This is a genomic window from Ectothiorhodospira sp. PHS-1, assembly GCF_000225005.1.
Lineage (GTDB): Bacteria > Pseudomonadota > Gammaproteobacteria > Ectothiorhodospirales > Ectothiorhodospiraceae > Ectothiorhodospira.
This window is the reverse complement of record NZ_AGBG01000006.1, coordinates 66,148-90,011: the sequence shown is the minus strand read 5'-3', so window position 1 is coordinate 90,011 and position 23,864 is coordinate 66,148. Positions and strand designations below refer to the sequence as shown.

The following is a 23,864-nucleotide window of genomic DNA, read 5'->3' as shown; positions in this document are numbered from 1 at the left end:
GCCCAATTTCCCCATGGAATACCCGTTTTCGCGCGGATAATCCATGGTCTTGCCGTATCCGCGCAACCCATCGGGCTGTATAATCCTCGCCCCCTTTGCCCAACAATCCCCCGGCGGCAGGCCGTTTTCCCCATGACCGACAAGCTTCGCAACATCGCCATCATCGCCCACGTGGACCATGGCAAGACCACTCTCGTGGACAAGCTGCTGCAGCATTCGGGGACCCTGGACGCCCGGGCACAGGTGGTGGAGCGGATGATGGACTCCAACGCGCTGGAGAAGGAGCGGGGTATCACCATCCTGGCCAAAAACACCGCCCTGGAGTGGAACGGCTACCGGATCAACGTGGTGGATACCCCCGGCCACGCTGATTTCGGTGGTGAGGTGGAGCGGGTGCTGTCCATGGTGGATTCCGTGCTGTTGCTGGTGGATGCGGTCGACGGCCCCATGCCCCAGACCCGATTCGTCACCGCCAAGGCCTTCGCCATGGGCTTTCGCCCGATCGTGGTGGTGAACAAGATCGACCGCCCCGGCGCCCGTCCCGACTGGGTGGTGGATCAGATTTTCGATCTCTTCGACCGCCTGGGCGCCAGCGAGGAACAACTCGACTTCCCCGTGGTGTATTGCTCCGCCCTCAAGGGTTTCGCCGGCCTGGAGCCGGGTGTGACCGACGGCAACATGGATCCTTTGTTCCAGACCGTTGTCGACAAGGTGCCGCCTCCCACCGTGGACCCGGAAGGTCCGTTCCAGATGCAGGTGTCCTCACTGGATTACAACTCCTATCAGGGCCTGATCGGGATCGGTCGCATCACCCGCGGCAAGATCAGGACCAATACCGCCGTCAAGGTCATGGACCGGGAAAGCAACGTGCGTAACGGGCGCGTGCTCCAGATCCTGGGCTTCCGGGGGCTGGATCGCATGGAAGTCCCCGAGGCCCGTGCCGGTGACATCATCGCCTTCACCGGCATGGATGAACTCTATATCTCCGATACCATTTGCGACCCGGCCGCGGTGGAACCCCTCAAGGCCCTGACGGTGGACGAGCCCACCGTGAGCATGACCTTCCAGGTCAACACCTCGCCCTTCGCCGGACGTGACGGCAAGTACGTCACCTCCCGCAACCTGCGCGAGCGTCTGATGGAGGAGCTCAAGCACAATGTGGCCCTGCGGGTGGAAGAAACCGACGATCCGGACAAGTTCCGGGTGTCCGGCCGGGGTGAGTTGCACCTGTCCATCCTGATCGAGAACATGCGCCGCGAGGGCTACGAACTGGGCGTGTCCCGCCCGGAAGTCATCGTGCGCACCCGCGACGGGGTCAAGGAGGAGCCCTATGAGATGGTGACGGTGGACGTGGAAGAGCAGCACCAGGGCGGCATCATGGAAAAGCTGGGCAGCCGCCGCGGCGAACTGCTGGACATGATTCCCGACGGCAAGGGCCGGGTGCGTCTGGACTACCGGGTGCCTTCCCGTGGCCTGATCGGTTTCCAGACCGAATTCCTGACCGCCACCTCCGGCACCGGCATCCTGCATCATGTGTTCGACAGTTACGGCGAGTTCCGCGCCGGCGCGGTGGCCCCCCGCAACAACGGGGTACTGATCGCCAACGGCAACGGCAAGGCCCTGGGCTTCGCCCTGTTCAACCTTCAGGAGCGTGGCCGCATGTTCATCGGCCCCGGTGAAGAGGTCTATGAGGGCATGGTCATCGGCATCCACACCCGGGACAACGACCTGGTGGTGAACCCCCTCAAGGCCAAGCAGCTCACCAACATCCGCGCCGCCGGTTCCGATGAGAACATCATCCTGACCCCGCCCCTGCGCCTGTCCCTGGAGCAGGCCCTGGAATTCATCGAGGACGATGAGCTGGTGGAAGTCACCCCCAAGGCGATCCGGGTGCGCAAGAAGCTGTTGCTGGAGCACGAGCGCAAGCGCGCCTCCCGGGCCAGCGGCGGCTGAGTCGCCCGGCCCCGGCCGTGAATGCTCAGGCCTCGCTGGCCCGCCAGCGGTCCATGGCCCGGTAGCTCAGGGCTTCCATCAGGTGGGGCGCCTCGATCCGGGGCGCCCCATCCATGTCCGCCAGGGTACGGGCGACCCGCAGGATGCGGTGATAGGCCCGAGCCGAGAGCCTGAAACGGTCCATGGCCGTTTCCAGCAACTGTTGGTGGGCCGGGGCCAGCGCGCAGACGCCTTCCGTCTCCCGCCCGGACAGGGCCGCGTTCAGTTTTCCCTGTCGTGCCATCTGCCGGTCCCGGCAAGCGGCCACCCTCGACCTGACCTGCTCGGTGGATTCCGGGGGCGGTCCCGGATCCATCAGCACATCCCGCGGCAGCCGGGGCACCTCGATGGACAGGTCGATCCGGTCCAGCAGCGGGGCCGAGATGCGCCCCCGGTGTCGCCGACGCTGTTCCGGGGTGCAGCGGCAGTGGGGTCCCAGGTCGCAGTCATAGCCCTGGGGGCAGGGATTCATCGCCGCCACCAGCTGGAAGCGGGCCGGAAACTCCGCCTGCCGGGCGGCGCGGGAGATGGAAATGCGGCCGGTCTCCAGGGGTTCACGCAGCACGTCCAAAGCCTTGCGGTCGAACTCCGCCAGTTCGTCCAGGAACAGAATGCCGTTGTGGGCGAGGGAGATCTCTCCGGGTTTGGGGCGTGAGCCGCCACCCACCAGCGCAATCCCCGAACAGGTGTGATGGGGGGTGCGGAAGGGACGGATACGCCATCGGGCGGGGTCGATGCCGTGGTGACTGATGGCATGCAGGGCCGCGGTTTCCAGGGCTTCGGTTTCGCTCATGGGCGGCAGCAGCCCCGGTAGGCGGCTGGCCAGCATGGTCTTGCCGGTGCCGGGTGGCCCTATCATCAGCAGGTGATGGCCGCCGGTGGCGGCGGCCTCCAGGGCACGGCGGGCCTGGGGCTGGCCGCGCACATCCGTCAGATCCGGTTGCGTGGCCGGGTCATCCGTGGTCGAGGGGATCCGCGTATGGGGGGAGAGGGGCGCTTCGTCGCGCAGGTGGGCACAGACTTCCAGCAGATGGTCCGCCGGTATCACGACCACACCGTCCACCAGCACCGCCTCGTCCGCATCGCCCCGTGACAGCACCAGGGTTCGCTGCGCCCGCGCCGCCGCCATGGCCGCGGGCAGTACGCCGCGCACCGGGCGCAGTTCACCGGTCAGGCCCAGTTCTCCCAGGAATTCCAAACCGTTGCAGGCCTTGAGAGGGACCTGTCCGGAGGCCGCCAGAATGCCCAGGGCGATCCCCAGGTCGAAGCGACCGCCCTCCTTGGGCAGGTCCGCCGGTGCCAGGTTGACGGTGATGCGGCGGGCGGGGAATTCGAAGCCGCTGGTCTGGATGGCGGCCCGGACCCGGTCGCGGCTTTCCTTCACGGCCACTTCCGGCAGGCCCACCATCGCAAAGCTGGGCAGGCCGTTGGCCAGATGGACTTCAATGTGTACCGAGGGCGCCTGGATGCCCAACTGGGCTCGGCTGCGGATGACGGCAAGGTGCATGGGTCCTTCCATGGGGCTCGTCCTTGATCGTCGGACTATAACCCAAAGTCGGCATCCCCGGCACCTCTATGGGGCTTCGAGTATCCGTACCAGGATCACCCCGTTGCGCGCATGCAGCACTTCATAGTGGTGGTGCTCCAGGCGCGCCAGGGAGTCCTCCTTGGTGACCGCCACTTCTCCCGGCTCCGGCATGCGCCGCTCCACGCCCCGGTTGGCATAGATGCTGAAACTGGGGTTGTTCAGGCGCCACATCACCACCGTTTCCGGCAGATCCCTGGCCGCCAGGCCGGCATCGCGGATGGGGGACTGCTGTACACCGGCCACCGCTGGCAGCAGGAGCCCGGCCACGCCCACGTTCAGGGTCAGGCCGATCAGGAACAGGCGATAGCCGCGCTGGATGCGTCGATCCAGCATGAAGAACAGGCAGGCAGCCAGGGCGATGACGAAGAAGGCATGCCAGAGGGGGCCGAAATGCACATGGTGGTCCGTCAGCAGGGCGAGAATGAAGGGGTCGTCCAGATGGGGCTTGATCAGGTCCACCAGATGGGGCAAGGCCAGCAGCCCGGCAAACAGCAGGGCCGGGGGCAGGAACAGCCAGAACCGGCTGCGGACCCGGTCCAGGTGCAGGGCCATCAGGATGAACAGAGGGGTGATGCCGTAGAAGATGTAATGGGGCAGTTTGGTGCCGGCCGCCGAGAACAGCACCAGCACGAACAGGAACCAGGTCAGCAGATACCCGTGCAGGTCCTCGCGGAAGCTCTCCCTCACTTCCCACAGGGTCCGGATCAGCACCGTGGTATAGGGCAGCAGGGCCACCAGCAGCACCGGCAAATAAAAGTAGAAGGGACCGGCATGGCCATGCATGGGGGCCTGGAAACGGCCCAGGTTGTGCTCCAGGAAAAAGCCCATCAGGAACCCCGGCCCTTCCCGCCAGGTGATGGCCAGATACCAGGGCAGCACGATGAGCAGGAACAGCATGATCCCCAGGGGATTGAAGGCCGCTCGCAGCCAGGACCGCCACTCGCCCTTGAGACCATAGAAGATCAGGCTGACCGCCAGCGGGATCACCACCGCCACCGGTCCCTTGGTCAGAAAGCCCAGGCCCATGCACAGGAATGCCAGATAGACCCAGCGAACCCCGCCTTCCTTGAAATGCAGGTAGATGGCGAACATGGCGCCGACGATGAACAGATGCAGGGCGGCATCGGCGATGGCCGCCTTGCCGATGATGATCACCCCCAGGGACGTGGCGCCGATGATGGCGGCCGCCAGGGCGGTATGACGGTCACAGACCCGCTGCACGAAGGCGAATATCAGCAGCATCCAGCCGGTGGCGGCGAGGGCCGAGGGCAGTCGCAGGGCCAGTTCGTTGAGCCCGAAGGCGCTCACGCTCAGGGCCTGTAGCCAGTAAATCAGGATAGGCTTATCATACCGCGGCTCGCCATAGAGGTAAGTGGCGATGAAGTCACCCCGGGCCAGCATGTCCCGGGTCGCTTCACTGAACGCCCCTTCGTCCAGGTCGAATAGCGGCACGCCGTGCAGGTTGTAGAAGAAGGCCGTGAACAGGGCCGCCGTCAGGAAGGCCCAGAGGATGCGGGGTGACAGTTCCTGCAGGTCCGTCGGGTAATAGGTATGGATGCGTGGCACGATGTCGGCTTGCGGGGCTTGGATGGAATGTGCGCAGTGTAACCCGGTCGTGGTGTCGGCGGCAGGGTTTTGCTTTGTCGATGGGTGGCGGGTGTGTTGGGATATTTCCGGATGTTGAGGCCTCGCGCCAGAACCCTCGTTTCCATCGCCATCTTCCTGGTCTTTGTCGGGTTGGTGGAAGTCTTCTACGGTTGGGGGGGCATCCTGGCGCCCTGGCGGGATCTGTCGCCGATGGCCTTGCTGGTGGCCGGTCTGCTCACCCTGCTCACCTATGCCCTGCGTGCCTGGCGGGTCTATGACTTTTACCGGTCGGCGATGCGGGGCCGTTTCCCGGCCTGTCTGCGCCTGACGCTGATTCACAATCTGCTCAACAATCTGCTGCCCATGCGTACCGGCGAGTTGAGCTTTCCGGTGTTGATGGCACGCTACTTCCAGGTACCGGCGGTGCATTCCGTGCCGGTGCTGCTCTGGTTTCGCCTCATGGACCTGCATGTGCTCGCCGCCTTCGGCCTGGCGGCGGTCGGTACCTGGCTGGTGGGATGGCCGGCGGCCCTGGCGGCCACGGTGCTGTGGTTGTCGGGCCTGCCGCTGGTGCGCCGCGTCTCGCCCCTGCTGCGACACTGGCTGGTGCCGCGTGTCCGGGGGCGATGGGGGGACTGGGTCCTGCGGGCCCTGGAGGCCTTGCCGTCCTCTCCCCGGGACTTCTGGCGTGCCTGGGCCTGGACGGCGCTGAACTGGAGCGTCAAACTGGCCGTCTTTGTCTGGGTGCTGGCCCTGTTCCTGGAGGCCCCCGCCGCCGCCCTGTGGCTGGCGGTCATTGCCGGTGATCTGACCAGTGTCCTGCCGGTACACGGGGTCGGCGGGGCCGGTACCTATGAAGCCGGTGTGATGGCGGCCCTGCTGCCTTTCGGCGTGTCGGCGGAACAGGCCCTGGTGGGTGCCGTCAACCTGCATCTTTTCCTGCTTGGATCCACGCTTGCCGGCGGGCTGTTGTTGCCCTGGCTGCCGGCGGCCAACGAAGAGAAATAGAGAATCATGTCCGTCAAACCCGAAGGCGATGCCGTGGCGGCCCAGGCCGTCACCGATGATCAGGGCTACGCCGTCTACCGCACCGAGGAGGCCCTGAGCCTGTCCCTGGTCATTCCCATGTACAACGAGGAGGACAACGTGGCCCCTCTGGTGGCCCGTATCCATGAGGCCCTGGGTGATTTGCCCATGCCCTGGGAGGTGGTGCTGGTGGATGACGGCAGTGCCGACGCCACGCCGGACCGCATGCTGGCGGCCCGGGAACAGTATGGGCGCCATGTGCGGGTACTCACGTTGCAGCGCAATTTCGGCCAGACCGCGGCCATGCAGGCGGGGATCGACCATGCCCGCGGCAGCGTCATCGCCACCCTGGATGGCGACCTGCAGAACGATCCGGCGGATATCCCCGTCATGGTGCGCCGACTGCTGGACGAGGATCTGGACATGGTGGCGGGCTGGCGCAAGGACCGCCATGACGATCTGTGGAAACGCAAGGTACCGTCCCGCATCGCCAACAGGCTGATCCGCTGGACCACCAAGGTGAACCTGCACGACTACGGTTGCAGCCTCAAGGTGTTCCGGGCCCAGGTTCTCAAGGGGGTCCGTCTCTACGGCGAGATGCATCGCTTCATCCCCGCCTGGTTCGCCACCCAGACCTCGCCGCGGCGCATCCGCGAGCACGTGGTGACCCACCACCCCCGTGCCCATGGCGACTCCAAGTACGGGATCTCCCGCACCTTCCGGGTGATTCTGGACCTTTTGTCGGTGTACTTCTTCATGCGCTACAAGGCGCGCCCTGGGCACTTCTTCGGTTCCATCGGCCTGTTCTTTGGTGCCCTGGGCTCGGCCATTCTGGGCTATCTGCTGCTGATCAAGGTGCTGTTGCAGGCGGATATCGGCACCCGGCCGCTGTTGTTCGTGGGGGTGATGTGCGTGCTGGTCTCGGTGCAGCTGCTCACCACCGGGGTGCTGAGCGAACTGATGGCGCGGACCTATTTCGAGTCGGGGCGGATCCGCTCCTATGTGGTGCGTGAACGCAACCGCGAGGATGCCGCCGGTGATGACTGGCGCCGGCCCGGCTGAGGGCGTCCTGATGATTATCAAGGACGCAGGCGTGGAGGTTGTGTCACACTCACTTTAGATTATTAGTGCCTGCTAATGATCTCCGGTTTTCCATTCACGTCCCGGAGTGACACGTGTCGATACGCTCAGGTCTTCTCATGCTTTCGCTGGTACTGCTCCCCTTGCAGATACCGGCCGACGAGATCCCCGCCCTGCCCGCGGAGACATCCTTGTCCTCCACGGCGGATCACCGCAAGTTCGAGCAACTGGCCGGTCCGTTCCAGAGTGGCCCGGAAGTCACCCGGGCCTGTCTGGAATGCCACACGGAAGCCGCGCTGCAGGTTCACCGCAGCATCCACTGGACCTGGCGCTTCGAGCAGCCGGAAACCGGCCAGACCCTGGGCAAGCGGTTTGCTCTGAACAATCTGTGCCTGGGCATTGCCGGCAGTCATGAGCGCTGCAGCAGTTGCCACGTGGGCTACGGTTGGGAGGACGAGCATTTCGACTTCACCGCCCAGGACCGTGTGGACTGCCTGGTCTGTCACGACACCACGGGCACCTATGTGAAATTTCCCACCGGGGCGGGGCATCCGCCTTACCAGGACACCCCGTTCCGCGGCCGGATGTTCAAGGCCCCGGATCTGGCCCATGTGGCCCGCCATGTGGGTCGATCCAGCCGGGAAACCTGTGGCACCTGCCACTTTGAAGGGGGCGGGGGCGACGCGGTCAAGCACGGCGATCTGGACAGCTCCCTGCTGGCGCCACCTCGCCATGTGGATGTGCACATGGATCCCGACGGCCTGAATTTTTCCTGTGCCACCTGCCATGAATTCACCGGTCATATCCAGCAGGGCAGCCGCTACCAGCTCAAGGCCGCCCCTGAGGCGGGTGTTGCGGTGCCGGGGCGGGAGAGCGATCGACCGGCCTGTCAGTCCTGCCACGGCGCCGCGCCCCATGACACCGGCATCCACAACAAGCTCAACCAGCATGCCGAATTCATTGCCTGCCAGACCTGCCACGTCCCCACCATTGCCCGCGGGGGATTGCCCACCAAGACCTTCTGGGACTGGTCCGTGGCCGGGCGCCGGGACGAACAGGGGCGCCCCGTGGTGGAAATGGAAGACGGTCTGGTGGTCTATGACGGCATGAAGGGCGCCTTCCAGTGGGAGGAAAATCTGGTGCCGGAGTACCGCTGGTTCGATGGCAACATGCACTACACCCTGTTGGGGGATCCCATTGATCCCGCCGTGCCGGTGCCCGTGAACCGGCCCCTGGGGGAACCGGGGCAGCCCGGCGCCCGAATCTGGCCTTTCAAGATCATGGCGGGGCGTCAACCCTACGATACCCACTACAACACCCTGTTGGTGGCGCACCTGTTCGGACGGGACGAAAACGCCTTCTGGCGGGGTTACGACTGGGATGCGGCGTTGGCATCGGGCATGGCCACCGCCCGCCGCACGGGCCAGACCGAGGCCGGTTTCAGCGGCGAGTACGGATTTGTGGACACCCGCATGTACTGGCCGGTCAATCACATGGTGGCGCCCAGGGAAGATGCCCTGAGTTGTGAATCCTGCCACAGCGTGGACGGTCGGCTGGCGGATCTGCCGGGGGTCTATATCCCCGGCCGTGACCGGCATCCCTGGGAGCCCTTCGGCTGGCTCGCGGTATGGCTGACCCTGCTGTCGGTGGTGGCTCACGGCCTGGGACGCTATCTGATCCACCGTCGCCGGATGAGGGGGGCTGCATGAGCAAGGTACGCATCTTCACGCTGTTCGAGCGTTTCTGGCACTGGGCGCAGACGATCCTGATCTTCGGCCTGTTGTTCACCGGGCTGGCACTGCACGGCAGTCATGGCCTGATGGCCTATGACACGGCCCTCAAGGTCCATATCGTCATGGCCCTGAGTCTGATCGGTCTGTGGGCCTTTGCCATCTTCTGGCATGTGGTGACGGGGGAGTGGCGCCAGTATGTGCCCACCCACCGGGGCTTGCCGGCGGTGATGCTGTACTACGCCCACGGGATCTTCTCCGGCGAAGCCAAGCCCTTCGTGACGTCACCGTCCAGCAAGCATAATCCGCTGCAGCGACTGGCCTATTTCGGTTTCAAGGCGGCGATTGCACCGGCGTTGTGGGTATCCGGTCTGCTGCTGCTGACCTATGCCGCCTGGAAGGGAACCTTCATGGGCGATCTGTTGCCCCTGGCCTGGGTGGCCTACGCCCACGTGGCGGCCACCTTCGCCCTGATGGTGTTCCTGATCGGCCACATCTACATGGCCTCCACCACCGGTCATCCCTGGTATGCCTATCTCAAGTCCATGGTGACCGGGTATCAGGAGGAGCGTAAATGAGTGGTGGGTTCCCCTCTCCCCCTGGGGGAGAGGGGTTGGGGGGAGGGGAAAACGCCGCCGCTACACCTCGCCCACGGTGTCGTCCCCCCGGGTGCGGGGGACCAGGAATTCCTTCTCCAGGGCCTTGACCCTGGCCTCCATGGCGGAGAGGCGCTCGCGGGTGCGCTCCAGCAGGGCGGCCTGCACCTCGAATTCCTCCCGGGTCACCAGATCCATCCGCTGCAGGGCACCGGACAGGCTCGCCTTTAGGTTCTTCTCGATATCCGCCTGAACGTGCTGCACCGACTCGGGCATCATGCTGCTCAGCTTGCGTGCCATCTCATCCAGGCTCTTGCTGTCGATCATGGCCGTTTCCTCCGTGGTCTTTTGTGTATTGAACCCTATTCTAGTCGTCCCGGTAGGGGATGGGCGAGTGCTGGGTGGGCGCCCCATTTTGGTGCGCTCATGGGGTGCATTTGCCCAAAACGGCGCGCCTGCCGGGACTGTTTTCTGCGGTATGTGGCCAATCCATTGAAATGGCTGATAAAAAAAACTGGCATGCTCCCTGCTAATGCTCCGTTGAAGCAGTTTTTCAACCACAGCAAAAACCCTTGCTCAGGAGATCGACACATGCACAGCACGTTCAAGAAGGCCGCCATCACCAGCGCCGTGACCGCCGCCCTGCTGGCCGGTGGGCTGGTGACGTCCACGGCTTCCGCGGAGCTTAGCGCCAATATCGGCTTCACCAGCAACTACCTGTTCCGGGGCGTGAGCGAAAGTGATGACCGGGCCGCTGTTCAGGGTGGTATTGATTTTGAACATGAGGGTGGCTTCTACATCGGCACCTGGACTTCCAGCCTGGATGGCTCCGAGGACCGGGGCGGCTATGAAGTGGACGTCTATTTTGGTGTCACCGGCGAAGTGGGCGCTTCCGGTGTGGGCTTTGATGTGGGTTATATCTACTACGCCTATCCGGGTGCCGAAAGCGCCGACGATGCCAATTTTGGTGAAATCTACGGCGCCCTGGACTTCATGGGGCTGTACGGCATGATCAACTATGTGACCAATGCCGACGACAGTGATGTGGAAAGCTCTCTCGCTTACGAGATCGGTTACAGCTTCGATGCAACCCCGGACATTGCCCTGGGCGCCACCATCGGTTACGTGGACTGGGATTATAGCGATGGGGAAGACTACACCTGGTGGTCCCTCTACCTCACCAAGGCCACCTCCATGGGTGACTTCACCTTCGCCTACACCCAGAACGATACCGACGAGGATGACGATCCGCGCTTCAACGTCTCCTTCGTCATGAGCTTCTGAGAACCAGGAACCTCTCAATCACATCAGGACACGGTCCGCCGGACGCGGGCCGTTTCCCGGGAGCACCCGACATGAAACTAGTCACTGCCATCATCAAGCCGTTCAAGCTGGACGACGTGCGCGAGGCGCTTTCCGAGATCGGGGTGCAGGGCATCACCGTCACGGAGGTCAAGGGCTTCGGGCGTCAGAAGGGTCATACGGAACTGTATCGGGGGGCCGAGTACGTGGTGGACTTCCTGCCCAAGGTCAAGCTGGAAGTGGCCGTGGACAATGCCCTGGTGGACCAGGTCATCGAGGCCATCAGCAAGTCGGCCAACACGGGCAAGATCGGGGACGGCAAGATCTTCGTCTTCCCGCTGGAGCAGGCCATCCGCATCCGTACCGGAGAGACCGGTTCCGACGCACTGTAAAACCATAAGCCGATCAATGTCGGCGGGGGACATACCGTGGAAAGCCAAGTCATAGAAATCGCATACGCCCTGGATACGTTCTATTTCCTCGTATCCGGCGCGCTGGTCATGTGGATGGCCGCAGGGTTCACGATGCTGGAGGCGGGCCTGGTCCGCTCCAAGAGCACCGTGGAGATTCTCACCAAGAACATCGCGCTGTACTCCATCGCCTGTATCATGTACATGCTGATCGGCTACAACATCATGTACGGGGACGGCTTCAATTCCCTCATCCCGAGCTTCATGCCGATCCTGAGCAGCGTGGACAACTCCGTCGAAGAGGTGCTGCTGAGCGACGGGGAGATCTACTACTCCAACCTGTCGGACTTCTTCTTCCAGGTGGTCTTCGTCGCCACCGCCATGTCCATCGTCTCCGGTGCCGTGGCCGAGCGCATGAAGCTCTGGGCATTCCTCATCTTCGCCGTGGTCCTCACCGGCTTCATCTATCCCTTCCAGGGTTTCTGGAGCTGGGGCGGTGGCTTCCTGGACGAACTGGGTTACCTGGACTACGCCGGTTCCGGCATCGTGCACATGACCGGTGCAGTGGCGGCCCTGGCCGGTGTGCTGCTCCTCGGCGCGCGTAAGGGCAAGTACGGTCCCAAGGGGCAGATCAACGCCCTGCCGGGTGCCAACATGCCCCTGGCCACCCTGGGTATCTTCATCCTCTGGCTGGGCTGGTTCGGTTTCAACGGCGGCTCGGAGCTGAAGGTGTCCGACGTGGAATCCGCCAACGCCGTGGCTCGCGTCTTCACCAACACCAACCTGTCCGCCGCCGGCGGCGTGGTGGCAGCCCTGATCACCTCCCGTCTGCTGTTCGGCAAGACCGACCTCACCATGGGCCTGAACGGCGCCCTGGCCGGCCTGGTGGCCATCACGGCGGAACCGTTGATGCCCCATCCGCTGCTGGCCACCACCATCGGCTTCATCGGTGGCGTGCTGGTGGTGTTCTCCATCGTCCTGCTGGATAAGATCCGGATCGACGATCCGGCCGGCGCCATCTCCGCCCACGGTACGGCGGGTATCTGGGGTGTGTTCGCGGTGCTGCTGTCCAACCCGGATGCCAGCTTCGTGGCCCAGCTGGTGGGCATCCTGTCCATCTTCGCCTTCGTCTTCACCATGAGTATCCTCTTCTGGTTGATCCTCAAGTACACCATGGGTATCCGGGTGAGCGAGGAAGACGAACTGAAGGGCGTGGACATCGCCGAGTGCGGTCTGGAGGCCTATCCGGAGTTCACCGCCGGACGCAAGTAAACCTCTTCTCTGGAGTGTGGGTTGGATGACTGCGGGCGCCATCGGCGCCCGCTTTTTTTCATGGTGCCGGGCCGGGGCATCAGCCCTCCTTGAGCCGCAGTTCCCTGGGCAGGGAGAAGGTCACCTTTTCCGGGCGTCCCTCGTGTTCCACGATGGTCTCCACGCCCAGGGGCCGCAGGTGATCCAGCACCTGCTGCACCAGTAGCTCCGGCGCGGAGGCGCCGGCGCTGACGCCGATCCGCCGACGGCCTTCCAGCCACTGGGGCTGGATGTCCTCGGCGCCGTCGATCAGGTAGGCCTCCACCCCCAGCTTTTCGGCGATCTCCCGCAGCCGGTTGGAGTTGGAACTGTTGGGGGAGCCCACCACCAGGATCAGGTCGCATTCGGCGGCCAGGGCCTTGATGGCGTCCTGCCGGTTCTGAGTGGCGTAGCAGATGTCGTCCCGGCGCTGGCCCTGGATGTGGGGAAAGCGCGCCCGCAAGGCGTCCACGATGCCCTGGGTGTCGTCCATGGACAGGGTGGTCTGGGTCACGTAGGCCAGGGTTTCGGGGTGTTTCACGTCCAGCCGGGAGGCGGCCTCGACGTTTTCCACCAGATAGATCTCGCCGCCCTGGCTGCGGTCATACTGGCCCAGGGTGCCGTCCACCTCGGGATGACCGGCATGGCCGATAAGGACCACTTCCTCGCCCCGGGCGGCATGACGGGCCACCTGCATGTGGACCTTGGTCACCAGCGGGCAGGTGGCGTCGAAGACCCGCAGGCCCCGGCGACGGGCCTCGTCGCGCACGGTGCGGGGTACGCCGTGGGCGCTGAAGATGACCGTGGCTCCATCCGGGACCTGATCCAGTTCCTCGACGAAGATGGCGCCCTTTTCCCGTAGTTCATTGACCACGTAGCGGTTATGGACCACTTCGTGACGAACGTAGATGGGGGTGCCGAACAGATCCAGGGCCCGTTCGACGATCTCGATGGCCCGGTCGACGCCGGCGCAGAATCCGCGGGGATTGGCGAGGAGGATATGCATGGTCAGACCCGGTGGGTGTGTTGGCAGGGGGATGAGTGTACAACATTGCCCCATGGGCTTCGAATGGCCCCTTTTCCCCCGGGGAAATGGCTATGGCGGGTCCACGGCCAGGATCTCCACCGTCACCGTCACGGCCTGTCCCGCCAGTGGGTGATTGAAGTCCACCGTGACGCCGTCTTCCCCGATCCGGCGGATCAGTCCGGGGATCTGCTCCCCGGTGGGGGTGTCAAAACCCACGATCAGCCCTTCCGCCAGGGCCAGGTCCGGGGGGAAGTCATCGTGGGGCAGGGTCTGCACCGCCCGGGGCGAGGCAAAGCCGTAGGCCTGCTCCGGGGGCAGGGTGACCGTGTGGCGGTCACCGGTGGCCAGACCCATGACCACGGTCTCCAGGCTCGGCAGCAGTTCGCCCGCGCCCACGGTGAAGGTGACCGGTTCATCCCCGTCGGCGCGGGTATCGTCCGCCACGGTGCCGTCGTCCAGACACAGGCGGACATGCATGCGGACCCGGCTGCCGGGGCGGATCATGAGGCCTTGGGCGGAGGCTTGACCCCCTGCAGCAGGTTGGCGGCAATCAGCCAGACGGCACCCACGGTGATGGCGCTGTCGGCGATGTTGAACACGGGCCAGTGGTAGCCGGCATAGTGCATGTCGATGAAGTCGATCACGTGGCCGTGCCAGATCCGGTCGATGACATTGCCGATGGCGCCGCCGACGATCAGGGCCAGGCCCGCGGCGGTACCGGCTTCTTCCCGCTGGAGCTTGGCCATCCACCACACCAGGATCATGCTCACGCCGATGGCAAGCACGGTGAAGAACCATCGCTGCCAGCCGCCGGCGTCACTGAGGAAGCTAAAAGCCGCCCCCTGGTTGTAGACCAGGGTGAAGTTCAAAAACGGCAGGATTTCCATGGGTGCGAACTGAACCAGCTGGTACTCCGCGATCCGCTTGGTGATCTGGTCCAGAACGATCACGGCAAAAGACAGCCATAGCCATTTGATCATGTTTTTCGTTCTCTGTTGGCGCCCCTCCCCCCGGGCGGGAGAGGGGATCGGGTGAGGGCAATGTATCGATCAGGCAAAGGCCCGTTGTTCCCCTGCGCCCGCGACATTCTCCACGCAGCGTCCGCACAGTTCGGGATGCCCGGCATCGGCTCCCACATCCGCCCGGTGATGCCAGCAGCGGGGGCACTTGGGATGTTCGCACCGGGATACCCGGATGGCCAGGTCGTCTCCCTCCGGGAGGGGGGTGGTCACGGCATCCGCCGGGGCCTGGCTGCGATCCCGCACCCGGGTATAGGAGGTGATCAGCACGAACCGAAGTTCATCACCCAGGCGGGACAGGATCTCCCCCAGGGCACCGTCACAGTACAGATCCACCTCGGCGTCCAGGGAGGCACCGATGCCACCGTCGGCCCGCAGCTTCTCCAGTTCCCGGCTGACGAGCTGACGCACTTCCAGCACCCGGTGCCAGTCGGCGGCGCTCAGGGGGCCGTCCTCCGGCAGCGGGGAGAGGTGTTCATACCAGGTGGTGAGCAGCACCGAGGCCGGACGCTCCCCGGGGATGTGCTGCCAGATCTCCTCGGCGGTGAAGCTCAGGATGGGTGCCAGCCAGCGGGTCATGGCCTCCACCACGTGGTACATGGCGGTCTGGGCCGAACGGCGGGCGCGACTGTCTGCCTGAGTGGTGTACTGGCGGTCCTTGATCACGTCCAGGTAGAAGCTGCCCATCTCCACCGAGCAGAAATTGTGGACCCGCTGGTAGATCTGGTGGAACTGGTAACGCTCGTAGGCCTGGGTCACATGCTGCTGCACCTTGAGGGCCTGGTCCACCGCCCAACGATCCAGCGGCAGCATCTGTTCCGGCGGCAGCAGATCCCGGGCCGGATCGAAGCCGTTGAGGTTGGCCAGCAGGAAGCGGGCGGTATTGCGCATGCGCCGGTAGGCGTCGGCGGTCCGCTTGAGGATCTCGTCGGACACCGCCATCTCGCCGCTGTAGTCGGTGGCCGCCACCCACAGGCGCAGGATGTCGGCCCCCAGGGTGTCCATCACCTTCTGCGGGGCCACCACGTTGCCCTTGGACTTGGACATCTTCTGCCCCTGGGCGTCCACCGTGAAACCATGGGTCAGCACCGCCTTGTAGGGGGCTTCGCCCCGCATGGCCACGGCGGTGAGCAGGGAGGACTGGAACCAGCCCCGGTGCTGGTCGGAACCTTCCAGGTAGAGGTCCGCCGGCAGTCCCAGCCCGGCCCGGCGCTCGGTGACGGTGGCGTGGGTGACGCCGGAGTCGAACCACACGTCCAGGGTGTCACCGAGCTTGTCGAAGCGGTCCGCGTCCTCACCCAGCAGCTCTCGCGGGTCCAGACTGAACCAGGCCTCGATGCCGGCCTGTTCCACCCGCTGGGCCACGGCCTCGATCAGGGCAGGGGTATCCGGGTGCAGGGCGCCGGTTTCCTTGTTGACGAACAGGGGGATGGGCACGCCCCAGTTGCGCTGACGGGAGATGCACCAGTCGGGGCGGTTGGCCACCATGCCCTCGATGCGGGCGCGGCCCCAGTCGGGCACCCAGCGCACCTTGTCGATGGCGGTCAGGGCGGTTTCCCGCAGCTCCGCCTTGTCCATGCTGATGAACCACTGGGGGGTGGCGCGGAAGATGATGGGGGTCTTGTGGCGCCAGCAATGGGGGTAGCTGTGGCGGATCTTCTCCATCTTCACCAGCATGCCCCGGTCTTGCAGCAGCTGGAGGATGTGGCCGTTGGCCTCGTTCACGGATTGACCGGCGAACAGCTCGGTGGTGGGCAGGAAGCGACCGTCGCCGCCCACCGGGTTATCCACCGGCAGGTTGTAGCGACTGCCCACCACGTAGTCGTCCTGACCATGGCCGGGGGCGGTGTGAACGGCGCCGGTCCCCGCTTCCAGGGTGACGTGATCGCCCAGGATCACGGGTACCTGGCGGTCATAGAAGGGGTGTTGCAGCAGCATTCCCTCGAACAGGGCGCCCCGGGCATGGCCGACGATGCGCCAGTCCTCGAAACCGTAGCGCCCCATGGCGGTTTCCACCAGATCCCGGGCCAGCAGCAGGCGCTCGCCGTTGACCGCCACCAGGGCGTATTCCAGTTCCGGGTGCAGGGCCACCGCCTGGTTGGCGGGCAGGGTCCAGGGGGTGGTGGTCCAGATCACCACCGAGACCGGACCGGTGGCGGCGTCATCCAGCACGGTGAGGCGCCGCAGGACGTCCTCGTCGTCCAGGGTACGGAACCGCACGTCGATGGCGGGGGAGGTCTTATCCTCGTATTCCACTTCCGCCTCGGCCAGGGCGGAGCCGCAGTCCACGCACCAGTGCACCGGCTTGTCGCCCTTGAGCAGGTGCCCCCGCTCGATGATCGTCCCCAGGGCACGGATGATGTCCGCTTCCACCGGATAGTCCATGGTCAGATAGGGGTTGTCCCAGTCGCCCAGCACACCCAGGCGCTTGAAGTCCTCCCGCTGGCGATCCACCTGCTCATGGGCATAGGCGCGGCAGGCCTGACGGAAGCCGGCGGCATCGGTGCCGCGGGCGGTCTTGCCCAGCTTGCGTTCCACCTGCAGTTCGATGGGCAGGCCGTGGCAGTCCCAGCCGGGGACGTAGGGGGCATCGAAACCCGCCAGGGTGCGGCTCTTGACGATGATGTCCTTGAGGATCTTGTTGACCGCGTGGCCGATGTGGATGTCGCCGTTGGCGTAGGGCGGGCCGTCCGCCAGGACAAAGCGGGGACGGCCCTCGCTGACCCGGCGGATCTGCCGGTACAGATCCTGCTGCTGCCAGTCGGCCAGCATCTTGGGTTCCCGCTGGGCCAGGTTGCCCCGCATGGGGAAGTCGGTCTGCGGCAGGTTCAGGGTGTCTTTGTAGTCAGCCAATGTCGTATTACCTCAGTCGGTCCCGCGTGGCGCCGGTGATGTGGGGGCCGCGAAGAATTGCCGGGCCCGTGCCGCGTCCAGGGTGATCTGCGCGCGCAGGGCATCCAGTGAAGGAAAGCGTTGTTCGTCCCGCAGGCGGTGCAGCAGATCCACGTGCAGGTGACGGCCGTAGAGATCCCCGTCGAAATCGAACAGATGGACCTCCAGCCGGTTCTGTACCCCGCCCAGGGTGGGGCGGGTGCCCGCGTTGGCCACCCCCTGCAGGGGTTCCCCCGGCAGGCCGAAGACCTCGACCGCGTAGACCCCACGTACCGCCATGGGGCTTGGTCCCAGACGCAGGTTGGCGGTGGGAAAGCCCAGGGGCCTGCCTCGCTTGTCGCCGTGGATCACCCGGCCGTTGATGCGGTAGGGGCGTCCCAGCAGTTTTTCCGCCTCCGCCATCCGGCCCAGTTCCAGCGCCCGCCGGATGCGGGTGCTGCTGACCCGTTCGCCGTCGATGTGAAAGGTGTGCATGTGGGCCACCTCGAAGCCATGGACCCTGCCGGCATCCTTCAGGGTCTGGAAATCTCCGCCGCGCTGCCTGCCGAAGCGGAAATCGTCTCCCACCACCAGGTAGCGCACCCCCAGTTTTTCCACCAGCAGGATGCGGATGAAATCCTCCGGGGACATCTGCGCCAGGGCGGCATTGAAGCGCAGACACAGCAGGCGGTCCACGGAGAAGCGCCGCATGGCCAGGAGCTTGTCCCGAAAACGCTGCAGCCGGGGCGGCGCGCTGCCGCCCGTGAAATATTCCCGGGGCAGGGGTTCAAAGCTCACCACCGTGGTGGGCAGGCCCAGTTCCGCCCCCTTCTCGGCCAGTTGCCCGAGCACGGCCTGGTGCCCCAGGTGGACGCCGTCGAAATTGCCGATGGTGACTACCGAGCCCCGGTGGCGGGGCCTCAGATTGTGGGCACCGCGAATCAGTTCCATGGGAGTTGGTCGCAAAAGTGCTGAGTATACTCAGGAGCGGCCGGGCTTTGACAGGCTTGCGCGGTCATTTCAGCAGGAAGGCCCTGGGTCGGACCCCCATGGCGAGCAGTGCCGCGCCATAGGTGGCCGCACCCAGGCCGATCAGGCCCAGCAGCATCAGCACCCGTTCCCGGGCGATCCAGGCACTCCACTGGGACAACTCCGGGGTGAACATCAGCAGCAGCCCCGTCATCAGACCCGTCGCCAGGAGCAACCGCCACCACAGCCCCGTCCAGCCCGGCAGGATGTGCAGCACCTGGTCCCGCCGCAGGCCCCGATAGAGCAGGGCGGCGTTCAGGTAAGCGGACAGGGCGGTGGCCAGGGCCAGGCCGGCATGGGGACCCGGCCAGTCCATCCAGACCCAGGGCACCACGATGACCAGGTTCAGCACCATGTTGGCCACCATGGCAATGATGCCCACCTTCACCGGTGTCTTCGTGTCCTGCCGGGAAAAATAGCCCGGGGCCAGGATCTTGATGAGGATGAAGGCCGGCAGGCCCGCGGCGTAGGCCATCAGGGACATGGCCGCCATGCGGGTGTCGCTCTCCAGGAATTCCTGGTACTGGATCAGGCTGGACAGGATCGGTGCCGCCAGCAGGATCAGGCCCAGGGCGCAGGGGATGGCGATGAGCAGTGACAGCCGCAGTGCCCAGTCCAGGGTGCGGCTGAAGGCCATGGGGTCCTCGCCGGCATGCTCCCGGGACAGGCGGGGCAGGATCACCGTGGCGATGGCGATGCCGAACAGAGCCAGGGGCAGCTCCACGAACCGGTCCGAGAAATACAGCCAGGTGATGGAACCGGCCGCCAGGAAGGAGGCGATCAGGGTGTCCACCAGCAGGTTGATCTGCACCACCGAAGTACCGAAGATAGCCGGCAACATGAGCCGGCCGATGCGCCGGACCCCGTCATGGGCCCGTTTCAGGCGAGGGCGGGGCAGCAGGCCCACGCGCATCAGGAACGGGATCTGGAAGGCCAGCTGTACCGCGCCGGCGATGAATACACCCCAGGCCAGGGCGACCACCGGTTCCGCGAACAGGGGGGCGCCCCAGATGGCGGCGGCGATGAGGGAGAGGTTCAGGAACACGGGAGTGAAGGCGGGCACGGCAAAGCGACCCACGCTGTTCAGAATGCCGCCGGCCATGGCGGTGAGGGAAATGAACAGCAGGTAGGGGAAGGTGATGCGCAGCATCTCCGAGGCCAGGGCATGGCGTCCGTCTTCGCCGTGAAACCCCGGGGCGAATAGGCTGATCAGCAAGGGTGCCGCCAGCACGCCCAGCAGGGTGACCAGGAACAGCACCAGGGTGAGGGCGCCACTGACATGATCGAGCAGATCCTTGAGTTCCTTGGCCCCGCGCTTTTCCCGGTATTCGGCGAACACCGGCACGAAGGCCTGGGAAAACGCCCCTTCCGCGAACAGGCGGCGCAGGAAATTAGGGATGCGAAAGGCGACGAAGAAGGCATCGGTGGCGCCGCTGGCGCCGAAATTCACCGCCAGCACCATGTCCCGCAGATAGCCGAACAGGCGGGAGATCAGGGTCATGCCGCTGACCACGGCGGTGGATTTGAGGAGTCGGCTCATCGGGGTGGAGGGTGGCTGGGACCGGGGCGATACGATACAGGATCGCGGGTTCGGTGTGTCGGGTGCGCCCGCGGGACGCGGGGCACACCCGGTCAGCCGGTCATTCGATCTTGAGGTAGGCAAATCCCTCGCGGTTCTGCAGTTCGACGATGCGCACCACGCCGGAAGGCACCAGGGTGATGCCTTCATGGAGCGCGTCACGATCCAGGTTCACCGAGGATCGGGTGATGTCGCACAGCTCCAGTTTGACCCCATGCACCGCCACCAGGCTGCCCAGCCGTCCCTTCAGGTTCTCCCGTTGGGCGGCCAGGGCCTCGTCCTCGGCAAACGGGGTATCGGTCATGGGATCGTCGGTGAGGAAGCGGATGCCGTGGGCGACGAAGACGATACGGATGTCATGATCGGTCAGCTGATTTTCATAATGTACCGCCATGTTGTTGATGCTGGTGAGCATGGCGCTGAAGCGGCGCGGATCGGCAAAGTCCGCGTGATAGACCACGCGGGCCTCCGGCTCCGCCGCCCGGGCCTGCCAGGTCGGTAATGCCAGGGGAATGACCAGCAGGCCGAGCAGCAGCCAGGCCGGGATGGCGCGCCGGCGCCGGGTGGCCGGGGATGACAGGGTGCATGACATATATGTGCTCCTCTGGTGGTGATGACCTTCCATGGGTGTTGTTGTCCTTGGTTCAGGTTCGGGTCATGTCGGCTTGCGGGCATCGGGACGATAGCCATGCCGGCCGTGATTGCGTTACGCTGCCGTGATAACCCCGCCCAGCATGGCTCGCGGTTGACATCCCCTTGCATTCCATGCAAACTTCCGTCCTTTTCCGGAACTGACCCGATTTTTCAGGAGATTCACCTTGGCTAACATCGCCTCCGCTCGCAAGCGTGCCCGCCAGGCCGAGACCAATCGCCAGCGCAACATGGCTACGCGTTCGCGCTTCCGCACCGCCGTCAAGAAGGTGCTGAAGGCCGTGCGTGCCGGCGACAAGGATGGTGCGGCATCCGCCTACCAGGCCGCCGTGCCGGTGATCGACAAGACCGTCACCAAGGGTATCATTCATGCCAACAAGGCTGCGCGTCACAAGAGCCGCCTGAACGCCCGCATCCGCCAGATGTGATGCCGGCGGGCCGGTTTCTACCGGCCGTCACGATGGATCTCTCGGAAAAAGCCCGGCATCAGCCGGGCTTTTTCTTTGTCTCTTCTTCCTCCGGCCCGTCCTAAACCAGGACCAGGTTGTCCCGGTGGATCAGCTCCGGCTCATCCACATAGCCCAGGATGGACTCGATCTCTTCCGCCTTGCGGCGCATGATCCGGCGCGCCTCGTCCGCGGCATAGTTCACCAGCCCGCGTGCCACCGCCCGCCCATCCGGGTCCAGGCAGGTCACCACGTCTCCCCGGGAGAAGCGACCCTTCACATGGGTCACGCCCACCGGCAGCAGGCTGCGACCGGCTTCGCGGATCACCCGGGCGGCCCCGGCATCCAGGATCAGCTCACCCTTGGACACCAGTTGCCCTGCAATCCACTGCTTGCGGGCCGCCATGGGCTCCCGGTCCGGACGCAGCAGGGTGCCCAGCGCCTCGCCGGCGGCGATCCGCTCCAGCACCGCCGGGTTGCGGCCGGAGGTGATCAGGGTGTGGGTGCCGGAGCGGGCGGCGCGGGAGGCGGCGGTGAGCTTGGTGGCCATTCCGCCCCGGCCCAGGCGACCGAAGGTAGGGGCCACCAGCTTGAGCAGTTCCGGGTCCGAAGCCAGTCCCTCGGAAACCAGCTGGGCGTCGGGCCGGGTGCGGGGATCACGGTCATACAGGCCCTGCTGATCGGTGAGGATCACCAGCAGCGAGGCTTCCACCAGATTGCAGACCAGGGCCGCCAGAGTGTCGTTGTCACCGAAGCGGATTTCTTCCGTGGCCACGGTGTCGTTTTCATTCACCACCGGAATGGCCCCCAGGCGCAGCAGGGTGCGCAGGGTGCTGCGGGCATTGAGGTAGCGGCGCCGATCTGCCAGATCTTCGTGGGTGAGCAGCACCTGGGCGGCATGCAGGCCGTGGCGCTGGAAGCGGCTTTCGTAGGCCTGCACCAGGCCCATCTGGCCCACGGCGGCGGCGGCCTGCAGTTCATGCAGGGCGTGGGGGCGCTCGATCCACCCCAGGCGGCTCATCCCTTCGGCCACGGCGCCGGATGAGACCAGCACCACTTCATGGCCGGCCTGGGTCAGTCGAGCCACCTGTTCGGCCCAGTCTTCCAGGGCCGGCAGATCCAGGCCGCGGCCTTCATCGGTGATCAGGGCCGAGCCGATCTTGACGACCCAGCGGCGGGCCTTACCCAGCTGTTGACGTGTCGGTGCCATGTTCTTCCAGGTATCTCATGACATGTTGAATCAGGGCTTCGGTGCCCTCTCCGGTGGCTGCGGAGAGGGTGAATACCGGGCCGGTCCACTCCAGGGTTTCCACCAGTGCCCGGCAGCGTGCCTCCCGCGCTTCGGCGGGGATCAGGTCGACCTTGTTGATCACCAGCCAGCGGGGGCGTTCCAGCAATTCCGGGTCGTACTGCTGCATCTCGTGCTCGATGATCCGGACGGCCCGCTCCGGGGTATCGTCCGGGTTCGGTGGGTCGATATCCACCAGGTGCAGCAACAGCCGATTGCGGGACAGGTGCTTGAGGAACTGGATGCCCAGGCCGGCCCCGTCCGCGGCGCCTTCGATCAGGCCGGGGATGTCGGCCATGACGAAGCTCTGCAGGGGGCCCACCCGCACCACGCCCAGGTTGGGGTGCAGGGTGGTGAAGGGGTAATCGGCCACCTTGGGGTGGGCGCCGGAGACCTGGGATATCAGGGTGGACTTGCCGGCGTTGGGCAGGCCCAGCAGGCCCACGTCCGCCAGTACCTTCAGCTCCAGGCGCAGCTGGCGCAACTCTCCGGGAGTGCCGGGCTTGGACTGGCGTGGGGCGCGGTTCACCGAGCTCTTGTAACGAGTGTTCCCCAGGCCGTGAAAGCCGCCCTGGGCCACCAGCAGGCGCTGGCCATGCTCCACCAGATCACCGATGAGTTCATCGGTTTCCGCATCGTAGCACAGGGTGCCCACGGGGACGGGTACGTCCAGGTCGGCACCGGACTGGCCGGTCATGTTGCGGCTGCGGCCGTTCTCGCCCCGCTGGGCTTCATAAAAGCGCTGGAAGCGAAAGTCCGCCAATGTGTTCAGGTCGTGGCTGGCCACCAGGTAGACGGAACCGCCGTCGCCGCCGTCGCCGCCGTCGGGGCCGCCGAAGGGCACGTATTTTTCACGGCGAAAGCTGACGCAGCCGTTACCGCCGTCACCGGCTTTGACCTTGATGGTGGCTTCGTCGACGAATTTCATGGCATGACCGGTTGGGTTGGGTGGGTAAGGCGCGATACTTGAGTCGGGATGATAGTCCCATCGGCCGGCCCTGTCAGGCCGTCAGGTCGGGGTCCGGTACGAAAAAAGCCCCGGAAACCGGGGCTTTTCGAGGGTATGTCTCGACCCTGCGGGTGACCGGTCAGGCCGGTACCACGCTCACGAACTTGCGGCTCTTGGGGCCCTTGGTCTCGAACACCACCTTGCCGTCCGCCTTGGCGAACAGGGTGTGATCCTTGCCGCAGCCCACGTTCACGCCGGGGTGGAACTGGGTGCCGCGCTGACGGACCAGGATGTTGCCCGCGAGCACGATCTGACCGCCGAAGCGCTTGACGCCAAGGCGTTTGCTTTCTGAGTCGCGACCGTTACGAGTACTGCCGCCTGCCTTCTTGTGTGCCATTTCAAGT

22 protein-coding genes are annotated in these 23,864 nt (G+C 65.1%); 9 read left to right on the top strand and 13 right to left on the bottom strand.

Annotated features, from left to right (window positions below):
- Positions 1 to 132 precede the first annotated feature (132 nt).
- Entirely contained in the window at positions 133 to 1,953 is a 1,821-nt protein-coding gene (gene typA / locus ECTPHS_RS04125) for a translational GTPase TypA (RefSeq protein ID WP_008931427.1), read from the top strand.
- 25 nt (positions 1,954 to 1,978) lie between these two features.
- On the opposite strand, the gene ECTPHS_RS04120 is transcribed toward typA, so the two are convergent.
- Positions 1,979 to 3,499 (bottom strand): YifB family Mg chelatase-like AAA ATPase, encoded by a 1,521-nt coding sequence (locus tag ECTPHS_RS04120; protein WP_040405110.1) that lies wholly within the window; start codon positions 3,497 to 3,499, stop codon positions 1,979 to 1,981.
- A gap of 66 nt (positions 3,500 to 3,565) precedes the next feature.
- Entirely contained in the window at positions 3,566 to 5,146 is a 1,581-nt protein-coding gene (locus ECTPHS_RS04115) for a glycosyltransferase family 39 protein (RefSeq protein WP_008931425.1), read from the bottom strand.
- A 111-nt stretch (positions 5,147 to 5,257) separates the two neighbouring features.
- Between ECTPHS_RS04115 and ECTPHS_RS04110 the strand changes: the two genes are divergently transcribed.
- The 4 genes from ECTPHS_RS04110 to ECTPHS_RS04095 all read left to right on the top strand — a co-directional run bounded on the left by ECTPHS_RS04110 (position 5,258) and on the right by ECTPHS_RS04095 (position 9,581).
- Positions 5,258 to 6,175: a lysylphosphatidylglycerol synthase transmembrane domain-containing protein gene (locus tag ECTPHS_RS04110; protein WP_008931424.1), complete on the top strand. Its 918-nt coding sequence runs from the start codon at positions 5,258 to 5,260 to the stop codon at positions 6,173 to 6,175.
- A 6-nt stretch (positions 6,176 to 6,181) separates the two neighbouring features.
- Positions 6,182 to 7,255, top strand: a complete 1,074-nt coding sequence (locus ECTPHS_RS04105; protein ID WP_008931423.1) for a glycosyltransferase family 2 protein — start codon at positions 6,182 to 6,184, stop codon at positions 7,253 to 7,255.
- 137 nt (positions 7,256 to 7,392) lie between these two features.
- A complete protein-coding gene (locus ECTPHS_RS04100; RefSeq protein ID WP_008931422.1) occupies positions 7,393 to 8,982 on the top strand; it encodes a tetrathionate reductase family octaheme c-type cytochrome in 1,590 nt (529 codons plus the stop codon).
- The gene (locus ECTPHS_RS04095; protein ID WP_008931421.1) at positions 8,979 to 9,581 is read left to right on the top strand and encodes a cytochrome b/b6 domain-containing protein; all 603 of its coding nucleotides are present in this window, start codon (positions 8,979 to 8,981) and stop codon (positions 9,579 to 9,581) included. The genes ECTPHS_RS04100 and ECTPHS_RS04095 overlap by 4 nt, the downstream gene beginning before the upstream one ends.
- Positions 9,582 to 9,641: 60 nt before the next feature.
- Here ECTPHS_RS04095 and ECTPHS_RS04090 read toward each other — a convergent pair whose 3' ends face one another.
- Complete coding sequence (locus ECTPHS_RS04090; RefSeq protein WP_008931420.1) at positions 9,642 to 9,926, bottom strand: accessory factor UbiK family protein; 285 nt, start codon at positions 9,924 to 9,926, stop codon at positions 9,642 to 9,644.
- A 264-nt stretch (positions 9,927 to 10,190) separates the two neighbouring features.
- Here ECTPHS_RS04090 and ECTPHS_RS04085 point away from each other — a divergent pair, with 264 nt between their 5' ends.
- From ECTPHS_RS04085 to ECTPHS_RS04075, 3 genes are all read left to right on the top strand, one after another.
- Entirely contained in the window at positions 10,191 to 10,883 is a 693-nt protein-coding gene (locus ECTPHS_RS04085) for a TorF family putative porin (protein WP_008931419.1), read from the top strand.
- A 71-nt stretch (positions 10,884 to 10,954) separates the two neighbouring features.
- Entirely contained in the window at positions 10,955 to 11,293 is a 339-nt protein-coding gene (gene glnK / locus ECTPHS_RS04080) for a P-II family nitrogen regulator (RefSeq protein ID WP_008931418.1), read from the top strand.
- A 36-nt stretch (positions 11,294 to 11,329) separates the two neighbouring features.
- Positions 11,330 to 12,583, top strand: a complete 1,254-nt coding sequence (locus tag ECTPHS_RS04075) for an ammonium transporter (protein ID WP_008931417.1) — start codon at positions 11,330 to 11,332, stop codon at positions 12,581 to 12,583.
- Positions 12,584 to 12,662: 79 nt separating this feature from the next.
- On the opposite strand, the gene ispH is transcribed toward ECTPHS_RS04075, so the two are convergent.
- The 7 genes from ispH to ECTPHS_RS04040 form a co-directional block, all read right to left on the bottom strand.
- Positions 12,663 to 13,607, bottom strand: a complete 945-nt coding sequence (gene ispH, locus ECTPHS_RS04070) for a 4-hydroxy-3-methylbut-2-enyl diphosphate reductase (protein ID WP_008931416.1) — start codon at positions 13,605 to 13,607, stop codon at positions 12,663 to 12,665.
- A 90-nt stretch (positions 13,608 to 13,697) separates the two neighbouring features.
- Positions 13,698 to 14,132, bottom strand: a complete 435-nt coding sequence (locus ECTPHS_RS04065; protein WP_008931415.1) for a peptidylprolyl isomerase — start codon at positions 14,130 to 14,132, stop codon at positions 13,698 to 13,700.
- Complete coding sequence (gene lspA, locus ECTPHS_RS04060; protein ID WP_371200066.1) at positions 14,129 to 14,656, bottom strand: signal peptidase II; 528 nt, start codon at positions 14,654 to 14,656, stop codon at positions 14,129 to 14,131. Before lspA ends, ECTPHS_RS04065 begins: the two co-directional genes overlap by 4 nt.
- A 21-nt stretch (positions 14,657 to 14,677) precedes the next feature.
- Entirely contained in the window at positions 14,678 to 17,500 is a 2,823-nt protein-coding gene (gene ileS / locus ECTPHS_RS04055; RefSeq protein WP_008931413.1) for an isoleucine--tRNA ligase, read from the bottom strand.
- A 12-nt stretch (positions 17,501 to 17,512) separates the two neighbouring features.
- A complete protein-coding gene (ribF, locus tag ECTPHS_RS04050; protein WP_008931412.1) occupies positions 17,513 to 18,469 on the bottom strand; it encodes a bifunctional riboflavin kinase/FAD synthetase in 957 nt (318 codons plus the stop codon).
- A gap of 64 nt (positions 18,470 to 18,533) precedes the next feature.
- A complete protein-coding gene (gene murJ, locus ECTPHS_RS04045) occupies positions 18,534 to 20,087 on the bottom strand; it encodes a murein biosynthesis integral membrane protein MurJ (RefSeq protein WP_008931411.1) in 1,554 nt (517 codons plus the stop codon).
- Positions 20,088 to 20,187: 100 nt separating this feature from the next.
- Positions 20,188 to 20,718, bottom strand: a complete 531-nt coding sequence (locus ECTPHS_RS04040; RefSeq protein WP_008931410.1) for a DsrE family protein — start codon at positions 20,716 to 20,718, stop codon at positions 20,188 to 20,190.
- Positions 20,719 to 20,944: 226 nt separating this feature from the next.
- Between ECTPHS_RS04040 and rpsT the strand changes: the two genes are divergently transcribed.
- Positions 20,945 to 21,205: a 30S ribosomal protein S20 gene (gene rpsT, locus ECTPHS_RS04035; protein WP_008931409.1), complete on the top strand. Its 261-nt coding sequence runs from the start codon at positions 20,945 to 20,947 to the stop codon at positions 21,203 to 21,205.
- 100 nt (positions 21,206 to 21,305) lie between these two features.
- On the opposite strand, the gene proB is transcribed toward rpsT, so the two are convergent.
- The 3 genes from proB to rpmA all read right to left on the bottom strand — a co-directional run bounded on the left by proB (position 21,306) and on the right by rpmA (position 23,857).
- Entirely contained in the window at positions 21,306 to 22,433 is a 1,128-nt protein-coding gene (proB, locus tag ECTPHS_RS04030; RefSeq protein WP_008931408.1) for a glutamate 5-kinase, read from the bottom strand.
- Positions 22,405 to 23,439 (bottom strand): Obg family GTPase CgtA, encoded by a 1,035-nt coding sequence (cgtA, locus tag ECTPHS_RS04025; protein ID WP_008931407.1) that lies wholly within the window; start codon positions 23,437 to 23,439, stop codon positions 22,405 to 22,407. The genes proB and cgtA overlap by 29 nt, the downstream gene beginning before the upstream one ends.
- A 160-nt stretch (positions 23,440 to 23,599) precedes the next feature.
- Positions 23,600 to 23,857: a 50S ribosomal protein L27 gene (gene rpmA / locus ECTPHS_RS04020; RefSeq protein WP_008931406.1), complete on the bottom strand. Its 258-nt coding sequence runs from the start codon at positions 23,855 to 23,857 to the stop codon at positions 23,600 to 23,602.
- Positions 23,858 to 23,864: the final 7 nt, after the last annotated feature.

Bases quoted from the DNA above. Each gene is read 5' to 3' on its own strand.
- typA (WP_008931427.1), top strand. From the start codon at position 133: ATGACCGACAAGCTTCGCAACATCGCCATCATCGCCCACGTGGACCAT.
- ECTPHS_RS04120 (WP_040405110.1), bottom strand. From the start codon at position 3,499: ATGCACCTTGCCGTCATCCGCAGCCGAGCCCAGTTGGGCATCCAGGCG.
- ECTPHS_RS04110 (WP_008931424.1), top strand. From the start codon at position 5,258: ATGTTGAGGCCTCGCGCCAGAACCCTCGTTTCCATCGCCATCTTCCTG.
- ECTPHS_RS04105 (WP_008931423.1), top strand. From the start codon at position 6,182: ATGTCCGTCAAACCCGAAGGCGATGCCGTGGCGGCCCAGGCCGTCACC.
- ECTPHS_RS04100 (WP_008931422.1), top strand. From the start codon at position 7,393: ATGCTTTCGCTGGTACTGCTCCCCTTGCAGATACCGGCCGACGAGATC.
- ECTPHS_RS04095 (WP_008931421.1), top strand. From the start codon at position 8,979: ATGAGCAAGGTACGCATCTTCACGCTGTTCGAGCGTTTCTGGCACTGG.
- ECTPHS_RS04090 (WP_008931420.1), bottom strand. From the start codon at position 9,926: ATGATCGACAGCAAGAGCCTGGATGAGATGGCACGCAAGCTGAGCAGC.
- ECTPHS_RS04085 (WP_008931419.1), top strand. From the start codon at position 10,191: ATGCACAGCACGTTCAAGAAGGCCGCCATCACCAGCGCCGTGACCGCC.
- glnK (WP_008931418.1), top strand. From the start codon at position 10,955: ATGAAACTAGTCACTGCCATCATCAAGCCGTTCAAGCTGGACGACGTG.
- ispH (WP_008931416.1), bottom strand. From the start codon at position 13,607: ATGCATATCCTCCTCGCCAATCCCCGCGGATTCTGCGCCGGCGTCGAC.
- ECTPHS_RS04065 (WP_008931415.1), bottom strand. From the start codon at position 14,132: ATGATCCGCCCCGGCAGCCGGGTCCGCATGCATGTCCGCCTGTGTCTG.
- ribF (WP_008931412.1), bottom strand. From the start codon at position 18,469: ATGGAACTGATTCGCGGTGCCCACAATCTGAGGCCCCGCCACCGGGGC.
- murJ (WP_008931411.1), bottom strand. From the start codon at position 20,087: ATGAGCCGACTCCTCAAATCCACCGCCGTGGTCAGCGGCATGACCCTG.
- ECTPHS_RS04040 (WP_008931410.1), bottom strand. From the start codon at position 20,718: ATGTCATGCACCCTGTCATCCCCGGCCACCCGGCGCCGGCGCGCCATC.
- proB (WP_008931408.1), bottom strand. From the start codon at position 22,433: ATGGCACCGACACGTCAACAGCTGGGTAAGGCCCGCCGCTGGGTCGTC.
- cgtA (WP_008931407.1), bottom strand. From the start codon at position 23,439: ATGAAATTCGTCGACGAAGCCACCATCAAGGTCAAAGCCGGTGACGGC.
- rpmA (WP_008931406.1), bottom strand. From the start codon at position 23,857: ATGGCACACAAGAAGGCAGGCGGCAGTACTCGTAACGGTCGCGACTCA.